Origin of the sequence: Stutzerimonas sp. R40042 (assembly GCF_026642215.1) — a bacterium.
Classification (GTDB): Bacteria; Pseudomonadota; Gammaproteobacteria; order Pseudomonadales; family Pseudomonadaceae; genus Stutzerimonas; species Stutzerimonas frequens.
The window spans coordinates 996,005-1,020,070 of sequence record NZ_CP113258.1 but is presented as its reverse complement, the minus strand read 5'-3'; the positions used below and the strand labels follow the sequence as shown (position 1 = coordinate 1,020,070).

Sequence of the window (24,066 nt, the reverse complement as noted above, 5' to 3'; positions counted from 1 at the left end):
AACGTCCCGATTACGCATCCGTTTCGAGTTGTTGTCGATTCAAAACAAAGCGTCCTAGAAACTGCACAAAACCGCCGATTTCCGCTGCCGTGCGGGCCGCAGGGAAATCCATTTGCCGCTATAATCGCCGCCTTTTTTGACAGACCGACTACTCGTCGACGGGTTCCTTAATACCGATGACCACTCAGGCCGCCGAAGTCGCGAAGCGCCGTACCTTCGCCATCATCTCGCACCCCGATGCGGGCAAGACCACCATCACCGAAAAGCTGCTGCTGATGGGCAAGGCGATTGCCGTCGCCGGTACGGTGAAGTCGCGCAAATCCGACCGCCACGCCACCTCCGACTGGATGGAGATGGAAAAGCAGCGCGGCATCTCCATCACCACCTCGGTGATGCAGTTCCCCTACCGCGAGCACATGATCAACCTGCTCGACACCCCCGGCCACGAGGACTTCTCCGAAGACACCTACCGCACCCTGACCGCGGTGGATTCGGCGCTGATGGTGCTCGACGGCGGTAAAGGTGTGGAGCCGCGCACCATCGCACTGATGGATGTGTGCCGCCTGCGGGACACCCCCATCGTCAGTTTCATCAACAAGCTCGACCGCGACATCCGCGACCCGATCGAGCTGCTCGACGAGATCGAAGCAGTACTGAAGATCAAGGCCGCGCCGATCACCTGGCCGATCGGCTGCTATCGCGACTTCAAGGGCGTCTACCACCTGGCCGAGGACCGCATCATCGTCTTCGTGCCCGGCCATGGCCACGAACGCATCGAGACGCGGGTCATCGACAAGCTCGATTCCGACGAGGCCCGCGCGCACCTGGGCGATATGTACGACGATTTCGTCGAGCAGCTGGAGCTGGTCCAGGGCGCCTGCCACGAATTCGACAAGGACGCCTTCCTCAAAGGCGAGATGACGCCGGTGTTCTTCGGCACCGCACTGGGCAACTTCGGTGTCGACCATGTGCTGGACGCCGTCGTCGACTGGGCGCCGAAGCCGCTGGCGCGCGTCGCCAACGAGCGCAGCGTGGAGCCGGTCGAGGAGAAATTCACAGGCTTCGTGTTCAAGATCCAGGCGAACATGGACCCCAAGCACCGCGACCGCATCGCCTTCATGCGCATCTGCTCGGGCAAGTACGAAAAAGGCATGAAGATGCGCCACGTGCGCATCAAGAAGGACCTGAAGATCGCCGACGCGCTGACCTTTTTCTCCAGCGAGCGTGAAATGCTGGACGAAGCCTGGGCCGGCGACATCATCGGCCTGCACAACCACGGCACCATCCAGATCGGCGACACCTTCACCGAAGGCGAAGTGCTGGGCTTCACCGGCATCCCGCACTTCGCTCCGGAACTGTTCCGCCGCGTGCGCCTGAAGGACCCGCTCAAATCCAAGCAGCTGCGCCAGGGCCTGCAGGAACTGGCCGAGGAAGGCGCCACCCAGGTGTTCTTCCCCGAGCGCAACAACGACATCATCCTCGGCGCGGTGGGCGTGCTGCAGTTCGACGTCGTCGCCAGCCGCCTGAAGGAGGAATACAAGGTCGAGTGCGCGTATGAGGCGATCAACGTCTGGTCGGCGCGCTGGATCGAGTGCAGCGACGAGAAGAAGCTCAAGGAGTTCAAGGACAAGGCCTACGAGAACCTCGCCGTCGACGGCGGCGGCCACCTGACCTACCTGGCGCCGACCCGGGTGAACCTGAGCCTGATGGAAGAGCGCTGGCCGGACGTGAAATTCCGTGCCACCCGCGAGCATCACTGAGAACCGCCACACAAGCCGAGGACACGCGCTGAGCTATGTTCAGCGCTTATCTCCCTGGAGCTATGCCATGCGTCGTCTGATGTTCCTGCTTGCTCTGCTAATCCCTGCCGCCCAGGCAGGGACGCTGATCAACAGCCCTTACTGGGTCGTAGCCCTCAGCTGCGACAACAACCAGCACTGCTATGCCGCCAGTAACGGCAGCTACACCGGCTCGCTGAACGGCGCGCGGCGCTTTGCTGATCAGACCCAGGCGACAAAGTTTCTGAACAGCCTGACCTCCAGCCTGCGAAGTAAATCCCCGCGTCTGGAGCAGCACGTTGAACAGCAGTGCGTCGAGCCGGACAGTAATCGCCCAGCTCAGGGTCGATCCTGCTGAGCGATGTCGGCGCAAGCCACACAATACTCGGCCGCCGGCATCGCCTGTAGGCGCGCCTCTTCAATCGGTTCACCGCAGCGCTGGCATTCGCCGTAACGGCCCTGTGCCAGGCGTTGGCGCGCCAGGCCAACGCGGCGCAACTCTTCTTCGGCCTCGATCAGCAGGCCGCGCAATACGTCGTCGTTCTGCCGCTCCTGGGCCTGCTCCGCCGAATCATGCTCGTGCTCGCGGGCCAGGTCGCGGCGCAGCGCCGCGGCACGCTGCAGGTAGTCGCTGCTCAGACGTTCGAGGGCTTGCTGGGGATCGAATCGGGACATGGCGTGGCTCCTTCTGCTGGTGACTAACAGTGTGAACCGCGCCATGCCCTTTGCACTGATGGCCGTCAACCTTCGACGAGTCAGGCCCTCGCCTCCACCAGCATGCCCTGTGCTTCGGGCCGCTTGATCAGCGCGTAGACCAGCCCAGTCAGCAGGCTCCCGGCCAGGATCGCGACCAGGTAGAGCAATGCATGGTTGATCGCGTTGGGGATCAGCAGCACGAAGAGCCCGCCATGGGGCGCCAGCAGCTTGGCGCCGAACGCCATGGACAGCGCGCCGGTCAGCGCACCACCGGCGATGCTGGCCGGAATCACCCGCAGCGGGTCCTTCGCAGCGAAGGGAATCGCGCCCTCGGAGATGAAGCAGCAACCCAGCACCAGCGCGGCCTTGCCGGCTTCGCGCTCGGTCTGGGCGAACTTGCGCCGGGCGATCAGCGTGGCGATGCCCATGCCGATCGGCGGCACCATGCCGGCTGCCATGGTCGCTGCCATCGGCGCGTAGCTTTGCGAGGCAAGCAGCCCGACGGAGAAAGCATAGGCCGCCTTGTTCACCGGCCCGCCGAGATCGACGCACATCATGGTGCCCAGCAGCAGCCCGAGCAGGATGGCGTTGGAGGTGCCCATGGTGTCGAGGAACTCGGTGAGCCCGGCGAGCAGCTTCGCCACCGGCGTGCCGACGATGTAGATCATCACCAGGCCCGTCACCAGGCTGGCCAGCAGCGGGATGATCAGGATCGGCTTGAGCGATTCGATGCTGGCCGGCAGTGGAATCCAGCGGCTGACCGCCTTGGCCGCATAGCCGGCGACGAAACCGGCGATGATGCCGCCGATGAAGCCCGCGCCGAGCGTGCCGGCCAGCAAGCCGCCGATCATGCCGGGCGCCAGGCCCGGGCGGTCGGCGATGGAATAGGCGATGTAGCCGGCCAGCAGCGGCACCATCAGCTGGAAGGCGGTTTCGCCGCCGATCTTCATCAAGGCAGCGGCTAGCGTGCCCTCCTCCTTGAACGCCTCGATGCCGAAGACGAACGACAGGGCGATCAGCAGTCCGCCCGCCACCACCATCGGCAGCATGTAGGACACCCCGGTCAGCAGGTGCTTGTAGACGCCAGTCTTCTCCGCTTTCTGCTCTCCCGTAGCGGCACTTGCCGTGACGCCACCGCCGAGCTCGGCCGCTTCCTGCAGCGCGCGATCCAGCGTCGCCTCCGGTTGCTTCAGTGCGACACCGGTGCCGCAGCGGAACACGCGCTTGCCGGCGAAACGGGTGACATCCACCTCGATATCGGTCGCCAGCAGCACCGCGTCGGCTTCCTCGATGGTCTGGGGGTCGAGCACGTTGCGCGCGCCCACCGAGCCGCGCGTCTCCACCTGCAGGTCGTAGCCCTTGCGGGCGGCGGCCTGCTGCAGCGCCTCGGCGGCCATGAAGGTGTGTGCCACGCCGGTCGGGCAGGCGGTGATGGCCACCAGCCTGGGTTTGCCGGCGGAAGGCGCGGCGTCGGCTTCGTCGACCGGCTGCAATTCGGTCGCGGTATCGGCGGCGCTGCGCAGGAAGCCTTCCGGGTCGAGCAGGGCCTCGGACGGGGTCGACTGCACGACACGCTTGCCGACGAAGCGTTGCAGCGACAATGGCCCGGTTTTCACCACCACCACCAGATCGGCGTTGGCGATCTGCGCGGCCGTGAGCGGCGAACCGATGGCCTTGGGGTCGTGGACTTCCACGGCGGTCGACCAGCCCAGGCGATGAGCCGCGGCTTCGAGCAAGCGCGAGGTCAGCACGCTGGTGACCATTCCGTTGGGGCAGGCCGTGATGATGAGCAGATTCATTCCTTCACCTCTTGTAATTATTGGCTGAGCGGCTGCAGCCGCACGGCCGCTTCAAGCTCGGCCAGTTGCGCCCGATCAGTGATACCGAAGCCAACCTGCCCGACGGCCTGAGCGGCAATCGCCGTGGCATGCGCCAGCGTTCGCTCGGCCGGCCAACCCGCCAGCAAGCCGTGGAGCATGCCGGCCAGCAGCGAATCCCCGGCGCCCACGGTGCTGACCACCCGCACCTTGGGCGGCTGGGCATGCCAGGCGGCTGCCGGCGAAAACCAGCTGACCCCCGCGGCGCCCTGGGACATCACGACATGCTCGATGCGGGCATTCAGGCGGCGCGCCTCGTCGGCTAGGGCCTGCGCGTCGGCCGGATCGAGGTCGCGGGCCTGGGCCAGCTCTTCTTCGTTGGGCTTGATCAGCCAGGGTGACAGGGCCAGCCCTTCGCGCAGCGCCGGGCCACTGGTGTCCAGCGCAACACGCGCACCGAGCCGCGCGAGCTGCTGCAGCAGCTCGACGAACCACGGAGCCTCGACGCCGCGCGGCAGGCTGCCGGCCACCACGACCAGCTCATGGCCAGGCACCAGGCGTTCGAGGCGGGCGAGCAGCTCGTCGCGCTGGGCGGCACCGACCTCCAGCCCCGGGCCATTGATATCGGTAATCCGCCCATCCGCCTCGGCCAGCTTGATGTTGCTGCGGGTCTCGCCCGCCACGCGGACGAATTCGTCGGCAAAGCCCCGCGCGGCGAACAGCTGCTCGAAAGGCTGGGCATTGGCTTCGCCGAGAAAGCCGGTCACGGTCAGCTGATGGCCGAGATCGGCCAGGACCTGGGCAACGTTGAGCCCCTTGCCCGCGGCATGCACCTGCAGGTTGTCGCTGCGATTGACTTCACCCAGACGCAGCGCGGGCAGCTGCACGGTGAGATCCAGCGCGGGATTGAGGGTGACGGTCAGTATGCGCGCCATCAGCAGTGCTCCCCGACGAAGGCGCGCACTTCATGGGCGCCGGGCAACATCAGGGCCTGCTGAGCCAGCCTCTGGCAAGCGGCGAAGTCCAGCTCGCGCACCCGCGCCTTGACCAGCGCGATGCTGCGCGCCGACACGCTCAACTCATCAACGCCCAGCCCCACCAGCATGGGTATCGCCAGCGCATCGGCGGCCAGCTCGCCGCAGACGCCGACCCATTTGCCCTGCGCGTGGGCGGCTTCCACCGTCATGCCGATCAGGCGCAACACGGCCGGGTGCAGCCCATCGGCCTGGCCGGAGAGCGTCGGGTGGCCACGGTCGATGGCCAGCGTGTACTGCGTCAGATCGTTGGTACCGATGCTAAAAAAATCGACTTCCTGCGCCAGCACCGGCGCGATCAGCGCGGCGGACGGGATCTCGATCATGATGCCCACCTGCAGGTCGGCCACCGGCAATTCGACGCGCAGGCGATCGACCAGCGCCTTGGCGGTGCGCCATTCCTCGATATTGCCGACCATGGGAAACATGATCCGCAGCGGCCGGCCGTCGGCGGAGGCGAGCAAGGCACGCAGCTGGGTTTCGAGGATGTCCGGGCGCTGCAGGCTCAGGCGAATGCCGCGCACACCGAGGAAGGGGTTCTCCTCGGCCGGCATCGGCCAGTACGGCAGCGGCTTGTCGCCGCCTACATCGAGCGTGCGCACCACCAGGGGCCGGCCTTCGAGGGCTTCCAGCACACGGCGGTATTCGGCTTCCTGGGTCGCCTGATCCGGCGCCTGAGCGTGGTTCATGAACACCAGCTCGGTGCGCAGCAGGCCGATGCCCTCGGCACCGAGCGCCACCGCCTCGGGCGTCTCGCCGGCGGCGCCGATGTTGGCAGCGATCTCCACCGGATGGCCGTCACGGGTGATCGCCGGCTCCAGACGTCGCTCATGGGCCAGGCGCTTGCGTTCCTCCCGCGCGGCGCGCTCGCCCCGGGCCTCATCGAGCTGCGTATCGCTCGGCGCCACCAGCAGCTCACCGCGCTCGCCATCGAGCAGCAGCAGGGTGTTGGGCGCCAGGCCGAGCACACCGGCCCCCGCGCCGACGATGGCCGGAATACCCAGCGCCCGGGCAATGATGGCGCTGTGCGAGGTGGCGCCGCCGCCGGCGGTGAGAATGCCGGCGACGCGCTGGGCATTGAGGGTGGCGACGTCCGACGGCGCCACCTCGTCCATCACCAGAATGTAGGGCTCGTCCGGGGCCTGCTCGGCTTCGACACCGGCCAGGCAGGCCAGCACGCGGCGGCCCACGTCGCGCAGGTCGGCCGCACGCTCGGCGAGCAGCTGGTCATGCAGCGCCTCCTGCTGCTGCGCCGCGCTTTCGATTTCCTCCATCCAGGCCGCTTCGGCGCTGAGGCCTTTCTGCAAGCGCACCTGCACCTCTTCGCGCAGGGCGGGATCCCTGAGCATGGCCTGGTGGGTGGTGAAGATGTCGCGGATGCTGGCGACCTGGCTCTGCGCGATCAGCGTGCCGATTTCGGCGAACACCTTGTCCAGCGCCGCGTCGAGCCGCTGCAGCTCGACGGCGGGCGATCCGCCGCGCCGCGGATAGTCGATCGCCTGGGGTTTGCGCACCAGCACCGGGCCGATGGCGATGCCGGGCGAGGCGGCGATACCGATCACCTGCTCGCCGGCCCGCAAGGCGGGCACGTCCTGGGCGGCGTCATTCAGTTGCACGGTGGCAGCTGGCTGCTCCGCCGGTTCCACGCCGGCTGGCAGCGGCTCGATTTCCTCGCCCAGCCCTTCTTCCACCGCGCGCACCAGCGCCGGCAAGGCATCGTCGGCGATCGAGGGCTCGGCGATGAACTCCAGCACCTGCCCACGATGCGAGCCCATCGCCAGCAGCTTGCTCAGGCTCTTGGCGGACACCCCCGCGCTCTGGCTGCCAGCCAGGCGCACGCGGATCTCGCCGGCGAAGGCCTGTGCGACCTCGGTCAGCACCTTGGCCGGGCGGGCATGCAGGCCGTGGGCATTGGCCAGCGGCACGCGGGCGCTCGGCCAGTCCGCCGGCACGTCGCCGCCCAGGGCTTCGAGCACGGTGCGACTGGAGGTCGCCTGGCTCAGCTCCGCGCCGCGCCCCTCGATCAGCAGGTTGCACAGGCGTTCGAGCATCGCCCGGTGCGCTTCACCGAGACTGGCCAGCACGAACAGGCCGTTGAGCGGCTGGCCATGGTGATCCAGCGACGCGGCGGGTGTGACGAACGCCAGCCCCGGTCGCTGCACCGACTGCTCGCTGCTCAGCCACCAGAGGCCCTCACCCAGCGGCAAGGCCTGGTCGAGCGCGAGCCCGGCATTGAAGCGGGAGACCACGCATTCGGCGCGCTTGAGCAGCTTGACGCCCTGCCAGGCCAGCTCATCGAAGTCCTCGGCGGCGACGCCCAGCCCCACCAGCTCGCCATCGAGCGCCAGTTCCTGCGGCGCCCCCTGCAGCAGCGCGATGATCGCCTCGGGGCTTTCGGCCTTCTGCAGCGCCTCACTGAGGTCGCCCTCGCCGAGGGCGCGGGTCAGCAGCTGCAGCAGACGCAGATGCTCGTCGGAACGCGCGGCGATGCCGATGGCGAGGTGGACCTGCTGGCCGTTGCCCCAGTCGACGCCCTCCGGAAAATGCAGCAGCCGCACGCCCGTGGTGAACACCTGATCGCGGGTTTCCGGGGTGCCATGGGGGATCGCGATGCCCTGGCCGAGAAAGGTCGAGCCCTGGGCTTCGCGTGCGCGCAAGCCGTCCAGGTAGCCGGGCGCCACCAGCCCGTCGGCAACCAGCACCTCACCGAGCAGGGCCAGCGCGGCCGGTTTGTCCGCCGCGACCTGATGCATGTGGATGTGCTGCGCATTCAACTCAAGCATGGAGAACTCCTGCGGGGGCTCGCGATTGTTGTGGCCGACGATGCGCCGGCATTGCCCGAATCCTGGGCTGGCGCTTCAGACCTGAGAGCTGCTGAAACGTTTCAGCCAAGGCTGGCACATTACGCAATATTGGGTAATTCTAGAAGCCCGAGTTCATACCACCCGTCTTAGGCCCCCAGTTGAAACTGACCGACATCGCCCGCCTCGCCAACGTTTCGGTAACCACCGCCAGCTACGTGCTCAACGGCAAGGCCGCGCAGCGACGGATCAGTCCAGCCACGGTCGAGCGCGTGCTGGCGGTCGCCGAGCAGCAGGGTTTTCAGCTCGACCAGCAGGCCGCCGGGCTGCGCCGCGGGCAGTCCCGGACCCTCGGTTTCATCGTGCCGGACCTGGAAAACCCCAGCTATGCACGCCTGGCCAAGCTGCTCGAGCAGCGTGCGCGACAGCGCGGTTACCAGTTGCTGATCGCCGGGACCGACGACGAGCCGGACACCGAGCGCCAGGTCATCCAGGTGCTGCGCTCGCGACGCTGCGATGCGCTGATCGTCGCCAGCTGCCTGCCGGCGGACGATGCCGGGTATCGCAAGGTCCAGGCGACCGGCACGCCGGTGATCGCACTGGACCGTGCGCTGGATGCCGAGCACTTCTGTTCGGTGGTCAGCGACGACCGCGAAGCCGGCGCGCAGCTGACCCGCTCGCTGGACGTGCCGCCCGAGGCGCATGTCGCCCTGATCAGTGCGCGCCCGGCGCTGCGCATCAGCCAGCAGCGCGAGGAAGGTTTCCAGCAGGCACTGGCGCAGCACCGCGGGCCGGTCAGCATCCTGCGGGCCGAGCAGTTCAGCCGCGCCTGCGGCCGTGCGCAGATGCTCGCCCTGCTCGACCGCGGCCCGCTGCCCGATGCGCTGATCACCACCGCCTACGTACTGCTCGAAGGCGTGTTCGACGCGCTGCGCGAGCGCGACCTGCTCTGGCCCGAACAGCTGCGGCTGGGCACCTTCGGTGATGCGCAGTTGCTGGATTTCCTGCCGATCCGGGTCAACGCGATTTCCCAGCAGCACGCGCAGATCGCCGAGCGGGTGCTGGAGCAGGCCATTCGCGCCATCGAACAGGGCGACTACCGCCCCGGCGTGATCGCCATCGAGCGCGAGCTGAAAGTCCGCCGCGGCTGACGCCCTCTTGCGGGCGCCGACGCACTGACGGAAGCTTGTCGTCTTTCGAACAGCCCGCGTCCCCTGATGAACATCGAACAGATCACCCAGCGCCTGCATGCGGTCCGCGATCGCAACGACTGGCAGCGCTTTCACAGCCCGAAGAACCTCGCCATGGCCGCCAGCGTGGAAATGGCCGAGCTGGTGGAAATCTTCCAGTGGCAGACCGAGGACGAGTCGCGCCAGCTATCGGCCGACAAGCTCGAGCACGCGGGCCAGGAGGTCGGCGACATCCTCATGTACCTGCTGCTGATGTGCAGCGAGCTGGGGATCGACATGGAACAGGCGCTGCTGGACAAGCTGGCCGACAACGAGCGGCGCTTCGTCCGATGAGCGACCGCCATTTCGACGAGTTGGCGACGCGTTTCGCCGAGAAGATCTACGGCGGCGCCAAGGGCGCGATCCGCCTGGCCGTGCTGCAGGCCGACCTGGCCGAGATCCTGCCGCCGCGCCCGTTGCGGGTGCTGGACGTCGGCGCCGGGCTCGGCCATATGAGTCTCTGGCTGGCGCAGCTGGGCCATGATGTGACCCTCGCCGAGCCCGCCGAGCCGATGCTGCAAGGCGCCCGCCAGCAGTTCACCGACGCCGGTCAGCAGGCCACCTTCATCCAGGCGCCCTGGCAGGAGGTGGAAGCGCATGTCGACGGCCGCTTCGATCTGGTCATCTGCCACGCCGTGCTGGAGTGGCTCGCCGAGCCCCAGGCGATCCTGCCGGTGCTGCACCGCCTGACCGCGGCCGATGGCTGGCTGTCGCTGGCCTTCTACAACCGCGATGCGCTGATCTACCGCAACCTGCTCAAGGGCCACTTCAAGAAGCTGCGCAGCCAGACCTACGCCGGCGAACGGCAGAGCCTGACCCCGCAGCAACCGCTGGACCCGCGAGAACTGGCCGCGCAACTCGCGCCGCACTGGCGGGTCGAATCCAGCAGTGGCGTGCGCGTTTTCCATGACTACATGCCCGCCGATTTCCAGGCCCGCACCGAGCCGGCCGACCTCATCGAGATGGAACTGGCCTACCGCCGCCATCCCACCTTCGCCGGCCTCGGGCGCTATCTGCACTGGTTGTGCCGGCCACGCTGAGCCGGCCGGGAGGTATCCATGTCGACCCGCGCACTTATGCCCTTGCTCTGCCTGAGCCTCGCAGCCTGCCAGAGCCAGAACCCCTATACCGATGACTCGGCGCCGATTCCGCCGGCGCCACCGATCGAGCAGATCCAGTCACCGATCTATCCGGCCGCGCCACGGGACTTCTCCAGCTACCAGCACTGGAGCTGGCGCAGCCCGCCAGCGGGTACGGCTTCGATCAGCGGTGAAGAACTGCAGGAAATGGTCGCCGGCGCCCTCGATCAACATGGCCTGCGACCGGCACCGAACAATGCTCCGGGCGATGTGCGGATCACTGCCAGCGCCAACAAGGAAACCCGAGTACGCCAGACCTACGACGACTACGGCTACGGCCCGCATGTCGGCGTAGGTCGTTACGGCGGTGGCTACGGCACCGGGTATGGCATCGGTACTAGCGTGCCCATCGTGCGCAATTACGAGGAAGACGTGATCTCGGTGCGCATCGAGATGTTCGACGCGGCTTCCGGCCAGGCGGTCTGGAGCAACCGTGCCGAAGCGCGCCTGAGCGGCAGCCGGGCCAAGCAGCAAGATGCGGTGCGCCAGGCCGTCGAGCAGGCGCTGGCCGATTATCCGCCGCGCTGAGTGCGGCAAGTGGCTACGCGCCGAACGAAGGCGCCGGGCCTAGACTGAGCAGACCCTTCCTGGAGAACGATCATGTTCCGCCGCCTGTTGCTGATTCCCCTACTCCTCGCCCTCGTCGCCTGCCAGGGCCCGCAGGTGCAGCGCGATTTCGATCCGACACGGGACTTCTCCGCCTATCGCGCCTGGAGCTGGAAAGAGCCGGCCTTGCAGTACCGGCCGGATGACCCGCGCATACAGAGCGACCTCACCGAGCAGCGCATCCGCGACGCCATTGCCGAGCAACTGGACCAGCGCGGGCTGCGGCCCGCCACGGCGGCTGCCGCGGCCAGCGTGCAGGTGCAGGTGCAGGTGCAGGCCTGGTACATCGTCGACCAGCGAACCCAGCAATACACGACCACATCCGGCGCCTGGGGTTATCCCTGGTACGGCTACTGGGGCGGGCCGATGTTCACCGACACCCGCACCATCGACTATCAGGTCGGCACACTGCAAATCGACCTGTACGACGCCGCCGATGGCAAGCTGGTCTGGCGTGGCAGCGCCGAGCAGGTGCTGCGCAGCCGCCAGGGCACGCCCGAGGAGCGCGCCGGCAGCATGCGCGAGCTGGTGGCGCGGGTGCTGTCGCAGTATCCGCCACGCTGAACGAAATGCCCGAACCTGTCAGGGTGCTGGCGAGCGGTCGCCCCGCTCGCCATACTGTCGCGCCCCTGATCCCGGAGACCCGAAATGCCTGCTGTTGCCTGGTGGCTGCTCACCCTGCCGTTCATCGCCGGAGCCATGCTGCCGTTGCAGGCCGGGATCAATGGTCAGGTGGCGCGCCAGCTCGGCAACGTCATGGGCGCGGCATTGCTTTCGTTCACCGTGGGAACACTGGCGCTGTTCGTCATCGTGGCAGTGCAGCGCGATATCCCGGCGCTGCAGACTCTCAAGGGCCTGCACTGGTGGCACTGGTGCGGCGGCCTGCTGGGCGCCTTCTTTATCGCCACGGCTGCCTTCGCCGCACCGCGCACCGGCGCGCTGCTGTTCATGGCGCTCTTGCTGGCCGGCCAGCTGTTCGTCGCCCTGCTGCTGGACCACTTCGGCTGGGCCGGCTTTCGTCAGTCACCCATCAGCCTGGGCAAGGTGGCCGGCCTGCTGCTGATCTTCGCTGGAGTCTGGCTGATCCAGCGTGGCTAACCCGGTCACTCGTGCTCGAAGGCGTAGAACAGGTTGGGCTCGCTGACCAGATAAAGATTGCCCTGAGCGTCGAACGTCATGCCCTCGGCCTGCGGTACGCTGCGCTCAAGCCCGGCGAAACCGCGCCATAGCGAGCGGAAGCTGACCAGGTCACCTTCGGCATCCAGCTCCAGCATCATCTTCGCCTCGTCGCTGAGCAACACGAGGTGACCGGTCTGCTCGTCGAAATGCACCGAGGACAGGTCGCTGGCCATGTCCAGCTTGTCGATCCAGGCCTCGCGGTCGATGATCTTGATGTCCATGTCGCCCGCCAGGCTGCGTTTGATGCCCTGGATTTCATAGAGCTTGCGCGGCGAGTGCTCCTTGACCACGAACAGCCGATCGCCGGTGCGGTCGTAACCCACGCCCTCGAAACCGGTATTGTCCTCATCGTTCAGGGCCAGGGTGATGGAGCGCGCTTCGGCACGGCGCAGCGGGCTGGCCAGGTCCGGCACCTGCACAACCACCAGCGCCTGCTGGCGCTCTTCGGTCAGCACCAGCAGGCCGTCACCCAGATAGGTCACGCCCTCGACATCTTCGAAGCCCTGCAGCGGATAGCGGGCGATGAACTCACCATCACGACCCAGCGCCAGCAGCTCCTCCGGGTTGTTGACCACGGCCCATAGATGGCCGCGACGCTCGTCGTAGGTCAGCCCGGACAGGTTGTCCTTCACCGTAGCCACGGGCAGCGCATCGATCTTCACCCGGTATTCAGGCAGCCACAGGCTGCGCCGCTCCCAGCTGTGCTCATGCCAGGCGGTTTTCAGCGTATAGAACAGGCGCTCGTCCAGATGCAGCGTCAGGGCGGCATACAGCAAGCCGAACAGAACGCCGCCATATATCCAGGCCGGGCGCAGCGTCGCGATTCGTCCCAGTTGCGCTCGGGCAAGGGCTCGCATCATCAGGTTTCTCTCTCAGGGAATACCGGACAGGCTGCCCGGGAGTTGTTGCAATGGAATGAAGGCAGGGGCACAGGGGGCTCGCCAGAGACTACGCAGCCTCATACCGACCGCCCCATTGCGGCTTTGTTCCGGCTTGACCAATTGAACTCTCGGTCCCGGCCTGCAGCCAAATACCCAGGGCTGCGCTTGCGCGCCGCAATCGAACGTTCAGGAGAGTGATACATGCGGGTAGAAGGATTCTTCGAATGGCTGGGACAGGCGCTGGGCGCGGTCATACGTTTCATTGTCGAGGGACTGGGCGACTTCTTCGGCCTTTTTGCCAGAGCCGGACACAATTTCCTCGAGGGGCTTTCCCGCACGCTGGGAATGGACCGCTCGCTGCTAAGCCTGGTCGCGCTGGTCATCGGCCTGCTGTTGCTGGTCGCGGCCGTTCGCTCATTCTTCCGCGGCTCGATCATCGGCGGGCTGGTCTGGCTGTTCCTCGGCTTGTGGCTGCTGAGCTGGCTGATTCACTGATCGCGCCGACACATCGCCCGGTGCGCCCCGGGCACTGCGGTTTTTCCTCTTTTCCCATAGGCCACGTATAGTGCCGGGCCGTCCCGGAGGCCCGTAATGTCACGCATGCTTGCCGCCTGGCGCCACGCGCCCACGCACCAGAAGGTATGGGCGCTGGCGGCGCCGATGATCCTGTCGAACCTGTCCGTGCCGCTGGTGGCGCTGGTGGACAGCAGCGTGATCGGCCATCTGCCGCACGCTCACCAGCTGGGCGCGGTGGCGGTTGGCGGCAGCCTGTACACGCTGCTGGTGTGGGTGATGGGCTTCCTGCGCATGGGCACGACCGGTTTCGCCGCCCAGGCCGCTGGCCGCAACGATGGCGGCGCGCTGCGCCAGATATTGTTGCAGGGGCTGTTGCTGGCCCTCGGCTTCGCCCTGCTGCTGGGCACGCTCGGCGTGCCGCTCAAGGGCGCCGCGCTGCAGCTGATGCAGCCCTCCGCGGAACTAGACGACCTGACCCGCGACTATTTCCACACGCGCCTGTTCGGCCTGCCCGCGGCGCTGGCCAGCTATGCGCTGATCGGCTGGTTTCTCGGCACGCAGAACGCCCGCGCGCCGCTGGCCATTCTGCTGACGACGAACCTGATCAATGTCGCGCTGGACCTGTGGTTCGTGCTCGGCCTCGACTGGGGCGTGGCCGGCGCAGCGCGCGCCTCGGTGATCGCCGAATGGAGCGGCGCGCTGCTTGGCCTGGCCCTTACTCGCAGTGCGCTGGCGCGTTATCCCGGCCGACTCGACACCCGCGCGCTGCGGCACTGGACAAGCTGGCGCCCGCTGATGGCGGTCAACCGCGACATTTTCCTGCGCTCGCTGGCACTGCAGCTGGTGTTCTTCCTGGTCACGGTGCAGGGCACCCGCCTGGGCGATGCCACAGTCGCCGCCAACGCCCTGCTGCTCAACGGCCTGCTGCTGACCGCGCATGCCCTCGACGGACTGGCCCATGCGGTGGAAGCCTTGAGCGGGCATGCCATCGGTGCAGGCGACCGCAACGCACTGCAACGGGTGATGGTGGTTGCCGGGGGTTGGTCATTGCTGGCCAGCATCGCCTTCGGCCTGTTCTTTCTGTTCGGCGGCCAGCTGTTCATCCAGTTGCAGACCGACATACCCGAAGTGCGCCAGACCGCGCTGACCTACTTGCCCTATCTGGCGGCATTGCCGCTGATCGCGGTCTGGAGCTATCTGCTCGATGGCCTGTTCATCGGTGCCACCCGCGCGCGGGAGATGCGCAACAGCATGCTGCTGGCGGTGGCGCTGACGTTACCGCTGGGCTGGCTGCTGCAGGGGCTGGGCAATCACGGCTTGTGGCTGGCGTTTCTCACCTTCATGCTGACGCGCGGCATCTGCCTGGGCGTGCTCGCCTTGCGTCTGCAGCGCCGCGGCGCCTGGTTTACCATGAGCACGCCTGACACCACACATTCCGAAGGACGCTGACCATGGCCTATGCCATTGCCGCCTACCTGCACTTTCTGGCGATCTTCCTGCTATTTGCCCTGTTGCTGCTGGAGCATCAGCTGTTCCGCCAGCCGCTGACGCTGGAGCGCGCGCGCAGCCTGTTCCGTATCGACATAGCCTTTGGCATCACGGCCGCGGCCGTGCTGGCGAGCGGCATCGCCCGGGCGGTCTTCTATGGCAAGGGTCTGGACTACTATCTGAAAAACGGCTTCTTTCACGCCAAGGTCGGTTTGTTCGTGGTCGTCGCCGTCCTGTCCATCTACCCGACGCTGACCTTTCTGCGCTGGCGCCCCGCGCTCACGGCAGGCCAGGCACCGACCGTCTCGAGCGGCAGCGCCAGGTGGGTCAAGCTGTCCATCCGCCTGGAGCTGCTGCTGCTCGCGCTGATTCCCCTGCTGGCGGCACTGATGGCACGAGGCTTCGGCGTCATGCCCGGCTGACGCCGGGCCCCCATCAGGGCGTCAGGTAGGACGAACGCGTCAGGCCCAGGCGCAGCGCGTCGATGTACTGCGTGCGTTCCTTGGCGCTCAACTTGGCCCCGGCCACCTTGTCGCGGTAGTAGGTCATCAGCTCCTCGGGCGACAGATGCACATAGCGCAGCATGTCCTCGATGGTGTCATGGGTCTCGATGCCGGCGTGGTAGTAGCTACCGTCCTCGCGCTGATAAACGTTCACCGAGTCGGTGTCGCCGAACAGGTTGTGCATGTCGCCAAGAATCTCCTGATAGGCACCTACCAGGAACACGCCGAGGAAGTACTCCTCGCCAGGCGCGACCTCGTGCACCGGCATGCTGCTTTCGATGCTCTGCTCGTCGACGTAGTGCTTGATCTTGCCATCCGAGTCGCAAGTCAGATCCTGCAGCACGGCGCGCCGCACCGGCTCCTCGGTCAACCGCTGCAGCGGCACGATCGGCAGGATCTGGTCGATCGCCCAGGTGTCCGGCAGGCTCTGGAACACCGAGAAGTTACAGATGTACTTGTCCGCCAGCTTGTCGTTGAGCTCGTCGAGCACCGCCCGATGCGAGCGCTGACGGGCCTTGAGCTGGTTGTACAGGCGGCGGCAGATGGCGAAATAGCTCTGCTCGGCCAGCGCCTTCTGTGCCAGGGTCAGCTTGCCGGACGCGTACTGCGCGCTGGACTCGCTCATGTAATGGGTGGCGCGCCAGTAGGTCTCGGTGACCATTTCCGGGTCGGTCGGGCCGAGCAGATCGGCCAGAGACTGGACGATTTCCGGCAGATCGTCGTAGTTATCGATCACCGGCAACTCGTCGTTGTGCCGCTCGACGTCGGTGACCTGCATGACCAGCACCGCATGATGCGCCGTCATCGCCCGCCCGCTCTCGGAGAAAATGTTCGGGTGCGGCAGGCCCTGCGCCTCGCAGAACTCCTTGAGCATGCCGACCACGGTACCGGCGTATTCGTCGATGTCGTAGTTGATCGAACTGGCATTGCGCGAGTGGGTGCCGTCGTAGTCGACTCCCAGGCCGCCGCCGACATCGATGTAATCCACCGGCAGCCCGAGCGCACGCAATTCTGCGTAATAGCGGATGGCTTCCCGGAAGCCCTGGCGGTAGTCGGCCAGGTTGGCGATCTGCGAGCCCATGTGGAAGTGCAACAGGCGAATGCCCTGATCCATCTCTGCGGCGCGGAAGCGTTCGATCACCGAGAGCAACTGCGCTGCGGACAAGCCGAACTTGGAACGCTCGCCACCGGTATCGGCCCACTTGGACGATGCCAGCGACGACAGGCGCACGCGCAGGCCGACCTGCGGGGTCAGCTTGAGCTCGTTGGCCTCCTCGATCACCAGGCCGACCTCGGACTCCTTCTCGATGACGATGAACACATTGTGGCCGAGCTTCTGCCCCATCAGCGCCAGGCGGATGAACTCGCGGTCCTTGTAGCCGTTGCAGACAATGGTGCCGCCCTTCGGCGCCAGCGCCAGCACCGCCATCAGCTCCGGCTTGGAGCCTGCCTCCAGGCCGATGGAAACGTTCTGCGTGGCGATGATGTTCTCCACCACCGCTTCCTGCTGATTGACCTTGATCGGGTACAACGCGGTGTACTTGCCGGCGTACTCCATGCGCTCGATGTTGGCGTCGAAGGCTCCGGTCAGGCGCCGCACGCGGTCCTGCAGGATGCCGGGAAACCGCACCAGCAGCGGCAGCGACAGCCCCGCCTCGCGCAATTGCTCGATCAGCCCGTTGAACTCGATCGGCTCGCCGCTGGGGCCCTGCGGGCGAACCTCGACGTTGCCCTGTTCATTGATGGCGAAGTAACCGGCACCCCAGTGGCGAATGCCATAGATGCTGCGGCTGTCAGCAGCGGTCCACTGGCTGCCGTCATCTTTACGTGTGCGTCGTACGGGCATCGAAGCCTCCCGGAAAGAATTGAACGTTTCGCCTCAGGCAGATGCGCCCAGCGAAGGCTATGCGGCTTCGACAGCCGATATGCGTAAAAAGGTGAAAATTGGTGAGGCGATCACAGCGACATCAGCCGCCGGACTTCTTGGCCTTGAAGCCACGCTTGGTCAGCTCGTCAATCAGCAGCTGAACATGATCGCCCTGAATCTCGATGACGCCTTCCTTCAGCGCCCCGCCCGTGCCGCAGCGGCGTTTCAGCGCGCTGGCGAGCTCCTTGAGCTCGCTCTCCGGCAGGGGCACGCCACTGATGGTCGTCACCGTCTTGCCGCCCCGCCCCTTGCTCTCGCGGCGCACCCGTGCAATGCCGTCGCCTTCGGGCACAACGCTTTGTTTGCAGATGCAACTGCCCAGCGGTTGACTGCACTCGGGACAATGCCGGCCGGCATCGGTGGAATAGACCAGCCCGCTCAGGCCGGCCAGGGAAGTGGTTTTCTTCGCCACACAAACCTCACTCGCCAATCTGGCTCTGCCTGGCAGAGCCGAAGTGCCGGCTAATTTACCAGCAATGCGAGTTGGTGGCAGAACAGAGTCCGGGCGACGGATATCAAACCCGGACTGCTCACGTAACCGGGAGCCAAGCCAAGAGCCGCTCAGCCTTTCTGATCGAAACGACCGGTCGGTGCGTAGGGCGAGGGATCCACGATCGGCGCCTGCCCAAGCATCAGATCGACCAGCAGCTGGCAGGACGCCGGCGCCAGCACCAGACCGTTGCGGAAGTGTCCGCAGTTCAGCCACAGCCCGTCGAAACCGCTGACCTGTCCTATATAAGGCACACCGTCCGGCGAACCGGGACGCAGACCGGCCCAGTGCTTGACCACTTGCGCGTCGGCCAGCGCGGGCAGCAATTCGATTGCGGTCGCTCGCAGGCTTTCCAGCGCATCCTCGGTGGGCGTCTTGTCGAAACCGACATCTTCCAGCGTGCTGCCGACCAGGATATGGCCGTCGCGACGGGGAATCGCATAGCGCCGCTTGGCCAGCACCATGCTCGGCAGGAAGTCTTCGGCGCACTTGAAGAGGATCATCTGCCCCTTCATCGGCTTGACCGGAATCTCCAGCCCCAGCGTCGCCAGCAGCTGTGCACTCCAGGCGCCCGCCGCCACCACGACCTGCTCAGCACGCATATCGCCCTGCGCCGTCCTCACGCCCACGACCCGCGAGCCGTCCTGCAGAAAGCCCTCGACCGGGCAATGCTCGACGACCGTCACGTTGGACAACCTTGCCAGCGCCGCGCGCAACGCCTGCAGCAGTCGCGGATTGCGAATGTTCGCCACGCCCTCCATGTAGACGGCCCGTTCGTAACCCTCACCTAGCGAAGGCACGGCCTTGCGCACCGCCTCCATCTGTACCGCGTGCAACGGACGGCCATAACGCTCGGCCCAACTCAGCGCCTCGGCCTCGTCGTGCAGGTCGAGCCAGTAGAGGCCCGTCACATGCACCTCAGGGTCCACCCCGGTCTCTTCCAGAAGCCGCTCGCCGAGCTGCGGATAGAAATCCTGCGACCAATGCGCCAGCGCCGTAACCGCCGGGCTGTAGCGCCACGGGTACAGGGGCGAAACGATCCCGCCGCCAGCCCAGGAGGCTTCGGTGCCAGCACTGCGTTGATCGAGCAACACAACCGAGACGCCCTGGCTCGCGAGCTGCAGTGACGACAGCATACCAATGACGCCCGCTCCAACTACACAAATGGACACACTGGTACCTCCAGGCAGTTAATTGATGCCGGGGATGTTACCAGCAGCGCGCGGTCGAGTCGGCAGGCGCTGAGGTCGCAGCCGTACGAGCCCCCGTATTGGAAAGCGTGAACGTTCTACAGTTGGTGTCGCTTATCTGTGTGCCGACAGCAGCAGCGGTGAGCACAAACGTCGTAGGGCTGATCACCGCCGTAAGCGTATAGTGCCCCTCAGCTGAGGCGTAGGCCGCATCGTAGAGAGCCGCTTCGGCACAATCGTCATGATCGTATCGATTGAAACTGGTGAAGCAGCGCGTCAGTTCTTGCGCGGAGCGGGTCAAAGCCGCTTTAGCGTCACTTCTGTTGCCCTTCATCACGTATTCTTGGTAATTAGGGTAAGCGATGGCGGCGAGAATGCCGATAATAGCCACAACGATCATCAGTTCGATGAGCGTGAAACCCGCGCTACGCACTGCATCAGTAGATCTCTTGAAATGAGCCATTAACGCAATTGCCTCCAGGAAAGCCGCCCTTCGTTATCACCGCCTTTCTCGACAGTGACATCTATCCCGCCCGCTGTACCACTCGCAAATTTGTATTCAATGTCACCAGCAGAAATGATCGCCGGGGTTTTTATAATGCCCTGCTTGGACTTCTTACCACTCATCGGATCATCGTCGACAAGGTCAAGGTCATTGATCACACCATCGCCGTTCACGTCGAAAACCGGATAAGCAAGACGCCCCCCGCTCCACGCATCAAGTTCCATTAGCCAGCTGTCGCCCCCGGCCGAACAAACGCTCTGCGACGGGATGACTGTCGGGAAAATAATTCGGCCATTACGCAGTATCGGCGCGCTAACAACCCGCTCGCCTTGCCGGCCGGCCGTTCCGCTCATGTTTGGCTTAATCAAATCCATATACCATCCGGATTTGCTGTTGTAGTCGACCGTAATGTTGGAAACCTTGCGCAACGACAGGGGGCCAACGTCCTTCTCCAACAGAATGCTCTGAGCAACCAACGAGCTACGGGCATCGCTTGTCTGAGGAACTTTAGCGCCAGCATCGACCACCCCATAGAAGCTTTCCACTCTGGACGTATCGGGCGGAGTCGGCACGACTACATCGCTGGGCATGATATAGCTTCCGGTTCCGAAGAAAACCATTAGACGATTACCGTCCGGGTTGTACCCTAGCTCAGGAACCGACGTAATGGGCTGCGCCTGGCCGTCAGCGTTTTTGGCCTTGAAGAGCGGGGCAGGTGTATTGCCATTCTTGTAGGCGACCGCCCAATTGGCGCGAGTCGTCGAGTTATTACCCGTGAAGGCGAACTTCCACATGTTTCCGGCGAGATCGCCCGCATAAGCCTGAATAAGTGTCCGCTGCGCATTGGCTAACAACGCAGGTCCGGACAAGCCATTTGCTGCTGCGCTAGTTGCTGTCGCGATGGCAACTCGATCCACTGCAGAAGCCAGGTTAACCACCAGCAATTTCGCCTGTTCATTCTGACTGTTATAACCGTTACCGAAGACCGCACCCCAAGTGCCATCAGGCAGGCGACCAATTATACCGGGGCTCATGACGTTTCCTATGTCAGGCCAATCAACATCATCAAGCTCGAACAAAACATCGGAAGCCCTGAAGCCGGTTGCAGTGCCCGCATTAGTCAGATCCAGCGCGAATACGCCTCGATAACCCGCACCATAACTACCGACAGCTATCGTGCGCCAAGAGTCGTTGATGTACGCATCACCGATGAAAATCTGACCATCAACGAAATATCGATGCGGATTCGATACCATCCCGTAGTCTGGTGCGGTAATTCGGCGTATATCGGCAAATACCTTGCTCGGCATATAGGCAAATGCCTCCACGCCTGTCGTGGCGTTAAATGCATGGAGCATTCCATCGTTGGCGCCGACCAACAGCAGCGGGGCCTTGCCTGCCTTGGCCGCCACGTAGGCTGCATATGAATCAGCACCCGGCGTCCCTGCGGGCAGCCGGCTATAACCATAATCTTGTGTGCCAACGAATACAGGATCGGAGTTGACGACGTCGCCCAGCAGATACTTGCGTTTACGTAAGTTCCCAGCAGGCTGCTCCTGATCTCTAGCTCCTTTGAGCCAAGCCAGCCGTTGCTGCCCAAGAGTTGCTTGCGCCGAAGTCAGGGTTTGACTGTTGGCACCAGCCAAGTCCGCCCTCTGCGAACTGCTCAAAGAGTTCCATTCAAGACTTGCTCCGGCTGATCCCGTCCAAGTTACGATATTGCGGCTGCCTGGTGACGGTATTTTTCCGGGCTGGTTGGTATCCCACGCGACAACGCTAATATCTCCACCCGCCGCCACTCGGTATGCCAGAAGCTGTCCACTCCAATCGTTGCTGTCGAAACGAGCTTGGTATATCAGCGTCTCAGTGTCCAGCCGTGTCGAGTTGGTGGCGACCGACGCAGAAGAGGAAGCAGTTGCCGCAACCTGCTCGAAGGCTTTTGCCAATGACGCTTCTAGTTGTGCTGGGTTGCTGGCAAAAAAGTAGGTATCTGGAACTCCATCACCGTCCGCGTCCCACTCATCCACCGTGGATGGCTTGCCGTCATTATTGATGTCCTCGAAGCCGCCCCACTTAGCTGCGTAGTACAGCGGTTGCTCGAGAGACTTGGCTGAGGTATTGCCAATGACGTAAGTTCGAGAGGTGGCACTGGCCACGTTGCACGCCCCTTCAGTTCCACTGCTGCGGCAAGAACCCGACGTACTGGTGCCGACACCCGGGTTAGGGTCAGTCGGAAAGGTGAAACCATTGATGCCAGAATGAACATGGAAACCGTCCGACTCAGTGCCGCCAATGACGTAGCCAAAACCCATCTTATCCCCCGTGGACTGGGCCATGACCTGACTGGTGACACTAATGGTCGATCCTGAGATGGAATAATCAATCACGCCCCACATATCTTGGTCGTAATCTCCGCCCTGCTCGCTGTCCTCCCAGTTGACATAAAGCTTCCCAGCCGAACTAGAAGCACTAACGACCTTGAAGTCTACGATGGCGCAATTTCCACCGATGGAGCTGTTCTTACATGCAGGCAGGATGCTTATTTTCTTCCCTTGCTCCAGCGGGACCTCAATCTTAGGTACTGCGGGCGCCAAGGCCACGCCATAGGTCTTTACTTTCTGATTCCCGGAAAGCGCGGGTAAAAGATCATGCGTGCGAGCGTAATTGGCGAGCCCGGCTATCTTGTATGTCCCATCCAGCCGAGGCGCGTCGGGGCAGGTACCGGAGGCGTCCGACAGGTTAGCGATGGTCTTCGGCGTGCACAGCCCATCGGTAGAGGTGCCGGATTTCCCAACAAAGAAGTTGCCTCCATTGATTGACTCCCCGACTCCCACCGTATTAGTACTGTTGATCGGGTCGGCCAACGTGGACAGGTTGTCACCATCGTAAGACGTGGTACTTGCGTTAAATTGAATGATATTGAGGGGCGCGCAAGAGTTCTCACTGGTTATCGGAGCGTTCCAGGCGGCAGAATTTAAACCACTAATCTTGTCTGGATTTGAAACAGCGAAGCGAGGCGACCCTCCGGAAAGATAGTTGAGCGACTCCTGAAAAATCTCGGCTTGCGGATTACCCCAGTTAGTGCATTGACCATCATTAAAAGACGACTTTCCCCAACTGCAATTATCACCACTACCGCTGTTGTATGTACCATCACCAAAATCGTAGCCATAAATGGTCAGTTTATTGAGCGTACTGATAACCCCCCCAGTGGCGGGCGCAGACTGAAAAACCCCCGTATCGGCATCGATCTCATCATTCATGCTCGAAACGTTCTTGCGCAGCACACCACCTGACTTGTTCTTGCTGTAAGAGCCTGTCATCAGGCCAAACTTAATCAGATTGCTATCGCCATAAGTCTGCAACAAGCCAATTGGCTTGAGAGAAGTGCCAGTTGCCGAGTTATAGGCCTTGCACTTTTCGCCTCCAATCATGGACGCAGCAGTGCACACCTTTACTCGAACGTTGAAGTCCCCCCCATTTGACGAGCTACTGGGCTTCGAAGGGCTATTTGAATAAGCCTTAATCCCTGTCTTGCTAGCATCGTTGCCGTTACTTTTGTTTTGCTCGCCTGACCATCGGCATTGCCAACGCTCATTCGCAGCCCAAAGGGAGTAGTTGCCTTTCACCACACGCATGAGGGGTGCACTGGTGGAGTTATGCGAAAAACCACTGGACTCCACCGTCGTGTTGCAAATAGTCAAACCAGCAGCGGAAGAGTCGGAGAAATCTGTAACGGAAACGCCCACCAATCTAGGAAGATCGGAACCACGGTAGTACTTTGCAAAACTATGCGCGTCGTTAGGCAAAAAAGCGCGCTGCAGAACTGTTTCGTTTGCGGTATCGGTAGAACGAAGCCCGCCATAAAGAATCTTCCGGACGGCGTCGATACGGGTCATGGTAGCCCAGTTCAAGAAATTCCCAGCCCACTGCCCTGTCGCCCCGCTGTTACAGTACTTATCGACCGTCAAGCTGGCAGGTTCGTAGCGCCCATTAGTGTATATATAGCACTTCTGCGTATCAAAATACCCATAATAATCAATCGAGTGGTTATAAGTTGTATCAAGATCGCCATCTTTGTTCACGTCCGAATAATCATCATACGCCTTATAGAAAAGCTGATGATCCTTCGACATATTCAGCATGACGATAGGGGCAACCGGCGCGTTCAAGAACAACGGCACGCTGCTGAGGGTGATCGCGTTTGCAGACATTGCAACAGAGCCAACCAGCAACGCGCTGACGCATACCTTGAGCACAGGCTTAAAAATCCAATTTTTCATGCTT

Annotated in this window: 21 protein-coding genes; 11 read left to right on the top strand and 10 right to left on the bottom strand. The window is 63.7% G+C overall.

Annotation, left to right across the window (positions count from 1 at the left end):
- The first annotated feature begins 176 nt into the window (after positions 1-176).
- The gene (locus tag OUY36_RS04735; RefSeq protein WP_200630112.1) at positions 177-1,760 is read left to right on the top strand and encodes a peptide chain release factor 3; all 1,584 of its coding nucleotides are present in this window, start codon (positions 177-179) and stop codon (positions 1,758-1,760) included.
- 67 nt (positions 1,761-1,827) lie between these two features.
- Positions 1,828-2,136, top strand: coding sequence for a hypothetical protein (locus OUY36_RS04730; RefSeq protein WP_063544341.1), 309 nt, complete (start codon positions 1,828-1,830; stop codon positions 2,134-2,136).
- Here OUY36_RS04730 and OUY36_RS04725 read toward each other — a convergent pair.
- From OUY36_RS04725 to ptsP, 4 genes are all read right to left on the bottom strand, one after another.
- The gene (locus OUY36_RS04725; RefSeq protein WP_267936977.1) at positions 2,118-2,453 is read right to left on the bottom strand and encodes a TraR/DksA family transcriptional regulator; all 336 of its coding nucleotides are present in this window, start codon (positions 2,451-2,453) and stop codon (positions 2,118-2,120) included. The two genes, OUY36_RS04730 and OUY36_RS04725, sit on opposite strands and share 19 nt — an antisense overlap.
- An 80-nt stretch (positions 2,454-2,533) precedes the next feature.
- Entirely contained in the window at positions 2,534-4,273 is a 1,740-nt protein-coding gene (locus OUY36_RS04720) for a PTS fructose-like transporter subunit IIB (protein WP_267936975.1), read from the bottom strand.
- Between the two features lie 17 nt (positions 4,274-4,290).
- A complete protein-coding gene (gene pfkB, locus OUY36_RS04715) occupies positions 4,291-5,226 on the bottom strand; it encodes a 1-phosphofructokinase (protein ID WP_267936973.1) in 936 nt (311 codons plus the stop codon).
- The gene (gene ptsP, locus OUY36_RS04710) at positions 5,226-8,108 is read right to left on the bottom strand and encodes a phosphoenolpyruvate--protein phosphotransferase (RefSeq protein WP_267936971.1); all 2,883 of its coding nucleotides are present in this window, start codon (positions 8,106-8,108) and stop codon (positions 5,226-5,228) included. Before ptsP ends, pfkB begins: the two co-directional genes overlap by 1 nt.
- Before the next feature lie 179 nt (positions 8,109-8,287).
- Here ptsP and cra point away from each other — a divergent pair, with 179 nt between their 5' ends.
- From cra to OUY36_RS04680, 6 genes are all read left to right on the top strand, one after another.
- Positions 8,288-9,277 (top strand): catabolite repressor/activator, encoded by a 990-nt coding sequence (gene cra, locus OUY36_RS04705; RefSeq protein WP_267936969.1) that lies wholly within the window; start codon positions 8,288-8,290, stop codon positions 9,275-9,277.
- Between the two features lie 66 nt (positions 9,278-9,343).
- Complete coding sequence (locus OUY36_RS04700) at positions 9,344-9,649, top strand: nucleotide pyrophosphohydrolase (protein WP_267936967.1); 306 nt, start codon at positions 9,344-9,346, stop codon at positions 9,647-9,649.
- Positions 9,646-10,395 (top strand): methyltransferase domain-containing protein, encoded by a 750-nt coding sequence (locus OUY36_RS04695; RefSeq protein WP_200594743.1) that lies wholly within the window; start codon positions 9,646-9,648, stop codon positions 10,393-10,395. The genes OUY36_RS04700 and OUY36_RS04695 overlap by 4 nt, the downstream gene beginning before the upstream one ends.
- A gap of 18 nt (positions 10,396-10,413) precedes the next feature.
- Positions 10,414-11,022, top strand: coding sequence for a DUF4136 domain-containing protein (locus tag OUY36_RS04690; RefSeq protein ID WP_267936965.1), 609 nt, complete (start codon positions 10,414-10,416; stop codon positions 11,020-11,022).
- A 72-nt stretch (positions 11,023-11,094) separates the two neighbouring features.
- On the top strand, positions 11,095-11,664 hold the full coding sequence (locus tag OUY36_RS04685) for a DUF4136 domain-containing protein (RefSeq protein WP_230725289.1): 570 nt from the start codon (positions 11,095-11,097) through the stop codon (positions 11,662-11,664).
- A gap of 84 nt (positions 11,665-11,748) precedes the next feature.
- A complete protein-coding gene (locus tag OUY36_RS04680) occupies positions 11,749-12,198 on the top strand; it encodes a DMT family transporter (protein WP_063544323.1) in 450 nt (149 codons plus the stop codon).
- A 5-nt stretch (positions 12,199-12,203) separates the two neighbouring features.
- Here OUY36_RS04680 and OUY36_RS04675 read toward each other — a convergent pair whose 3' ends face one another.
- Complete coding sequence (locus OUY36_RS04675; RefSeq protein ID WP_267938090.1) at positions 12,204-13,136, bottom strand: SdiA-regulated domain-containing protein; 933 nt, start codon at positions 13,134-13,136, stop codon at positions 12,204-12,206.
- A gap of 225 nt (positions 13,137-13,361) precedes the next feature.
- Here OUY36_RS04675 and OUY36_RS04670 point away from each other — a divergent pair, with 225 nt between their 5' ends.
- The 3 genes from OUY36_RS04670 (at position 13,362) to OUY36_RS04660 (ending at position 15,586) form a co-directional block, all read left to right on the top strand.
- Complete coding sequence (locus OUY36_RS04670; protein ID WP_063544321.1) at positions 13,362-13,655, top strand: hypothetical protein; 294 nt, start codon at positions 13,362-13,364, stop codon at positions 13,653-13,655.
- 96 nt (positions 13,656-13,751) lie between these two features.
- Positions 13,752-15,125: an MATE family efflux transporter gene (locus tag OUY36_RS04665; RefSeq protein ID WP_267936962.1), complete on the top strand. Its 1,374-nt coding sequence runs from the start codon at positions 13,752-13,754 to the stop codon at positions 15,123-15,125.
- A 2-nt stretch (positions 15,126-15,127) separates the two neighbouring features.
- Positions 15,128-15,586: a DUF2214 family protein gene (locus OUY36_RS04660; RefSeq protein ID WP_102840532.1), complete on the top strand. Its 459-nt coding sequence runs from the start codon at positions 15,128-15,130 to the stop codon at positions 15,584-15,586.
- 13 nt (positions 15,587-15,599) lie between these two features.
- On the opposite strand, the gene speA is transcribed toward OUY36_RS04660, so the two are convergent.
- From speA to OUY36_RS04630, 5 genes are all read right to left on the bottom strand, one after another.
- Positions 15,600-17,513, bottom strand: a complete 1,914-nt coding sequence (gene speA / locus OUY36_RS04655) for an arginine decarboxylase (protein ID WP_267936961.1) — start codon at positions 17,511-17,513, stop codon at positions 15,600-15,602.
- A 121-nt stretch (positions 17,514-17,634) separates the two neighbouring features.
- Positions 17,635-18,006, bottom strand: a complete 372-nt coding sequence (locus OUY36_RS04650; RefSeq protein WP_102840530.1) for a translation initiation factor Sui1 — start codon at positions 18,004-18,006, stop codon at positions 17,635-17,637.
- Between the two features lie 149 nt (positions 18,007-18,155).
- Positions 18,156-19,220: a glycine oxidase ThiO gene (gene thiO, locus OUY36_RS04645; protein WP_267936958.1), complete on the bottom strand. Its 1,065-nt coding sequence runs from the start codon at positions 19,218-19,220 to the stop codon at positions 18,156-18,158.
- Positions 19,221-19,293: 73 nt separating this feature from the next.
- Entirely contained in the window at positions 19,294-19,737 is a 444-nt protein-coding gene (locus OUY36_RS04640; RefSeq protein ID WP_326491927.1) for a type IV pilin protein, read from the bottom strand.
- Entirely contained in the window at positions 19,737-24,062 is a 4,326-nt protein-coding gene (locus OUY36_RS04630) for a pilus assembly protein (protein WP_267936957.1), read from the bottom strand. The genes OUY36_RS04640 and OUY36_RS04630 overlap by 1 nt, the downstream gene beginning before the upstream one ends.
- Between the last annotated feature and the right edge of the window lie 4 nt (positions 24,063-24,066).

Excerpts from the sequence above, each read along its gene's own strand:
- OUY36_RS04665 (WP_267936962.1), top strand. The coding sequence starts at position 13,752 with ATGTCACGCATGCTTGCCGCCTGGCGCCACGCGCCCACGCACCAGAAG.
- OUY36_RS04700 (WP_267936967.1), top strand. The coding sequence starts at position 9,344 with ATGAACATCGAACAGATCACCCAGCGCCTGCATGCGGTCCGCGATCGC.
- ptsP (WP_267936971.1), bottom strand. The coding sequence starts at position 8,108 with ATGCTTGAGTTGAATGCGCAGCACATCCACATGCATCAGGTCGCGGCG.
- OUY36_RS04690 (WP_267936965.1), top strand. The coding sequence starts at position 10,414 with ATGTCGACCCGCGCACTTATGCCCTTGCTCTGCCTGAGCCTCGCAGCC.
- OUY36_RS04680 (WP_063544323.1), top strand. The coding sequence starts at position 11,749 with ATGCCTGCTGTTGCCTGGTGGCTGCTCACCCTGCCGTTCATCGCCGGA.
- OUY36_RS04720 (WP_267936975.1), bottom strand. The coding sequence starts at position 4,273 with ATGAATCTGCTCATCATCACGGCCTGCCCCAACGGAATGGTCACCAGC.
- OUY36_RS04675 (WP_267938090.1), bottom strand. The coding sequence starts at position 13,136 with ATGCGAGCCCTTGCCCGAGCGCAACTGGGACGAATCGCGACGCTGCGC.
- pfkB (WP_267936973.1), bottom strand. The coding sequence starts at position 5,226 with ATGGCGCGCATACTGACCGTCACCCTCAATCCCGCGCTGGATCTCACC.
- speA (WP_267936961.1), bottom strand. The coding sequence starts at position 17,513 with ATGCCCGTACGACGCACACGTAAAGATGACGGCAGCCAGTGGACCGCT.
- OUY36_RS04670 (WP_063544321.1), top strand. The coding sequence starts at position 13,362 with ATGCGGGTAGAAGGATTCTTCGAATGGCTGGGACAGGCGCTGGGCGCG.
- OUY36_RS04725 (WP_267936977.1), bottom strand. The coding sequence starts at position 2,453 with ATGTCCCGATTCGATCCCCAGCAAGCCCTCGAACGTCTGAGCAGCGAC.
- OUY36_RS04730 (WP_063544341.1), top strand. The coding sequence starts at position 1,828 with ATGCGTCGTCTGATGTTCCTGCTTGCTCTGCTAATCCCTGCCGCCCAG.
- OUY36_RS04660 (WP_102840532.1), top strand. The coding sequence starts at position 15,128 with ATGGCCTATGCCATTGCCGCCTACCTGCACTTTCTGGCGATCTTCCTG.
- OUY36_RS04735 (WP_200630112.1), top strand. The coding sequence starts at position 177 with ATGACCACTCAGGCCGCCGAAGTCGCGAAGCGCCGTACCTTCGCCATC.
- OUY36_RS04695 (WP_200594743.1), top strand. The coding sequence starts at position 9,646 with ATGAGCGACCGCCATTTCGACGAGTTGGCGACGCGTTTCGCCGAGAAG.
- OUY36_RS04630 (WP_267936957.1), bottom strand. The coding sequence starts at position 24,062 with ATGAAAAATTGGATTTTTAAGCCTGTGCTCAAGGTATGCGTCAGCGCG.
- OUY36_RS04685 (WP_230725289.1), top strand. The coding sequence starts at position 11,095 with ATGTTCCGCCGCCTGTTGCTGATTCCCCTACTCCTCGCCCTCGTCGCC.
- OUY36_RS04640 (WP_326491927.1), bottom strand. The coding sequence starts at position 19,737 with ATGGCTCATTTCAAGAGATCTACTGATGCAGTGCGTAGCGCGGGTTTC.
- thiO (WP_267936958.1), bottom strand. The coding sequence starts at position 19,220 with ATGCTGTCGTCACTGCAGCTCGCGAGCCAGGGCGTCTCGGTTGTGTTG.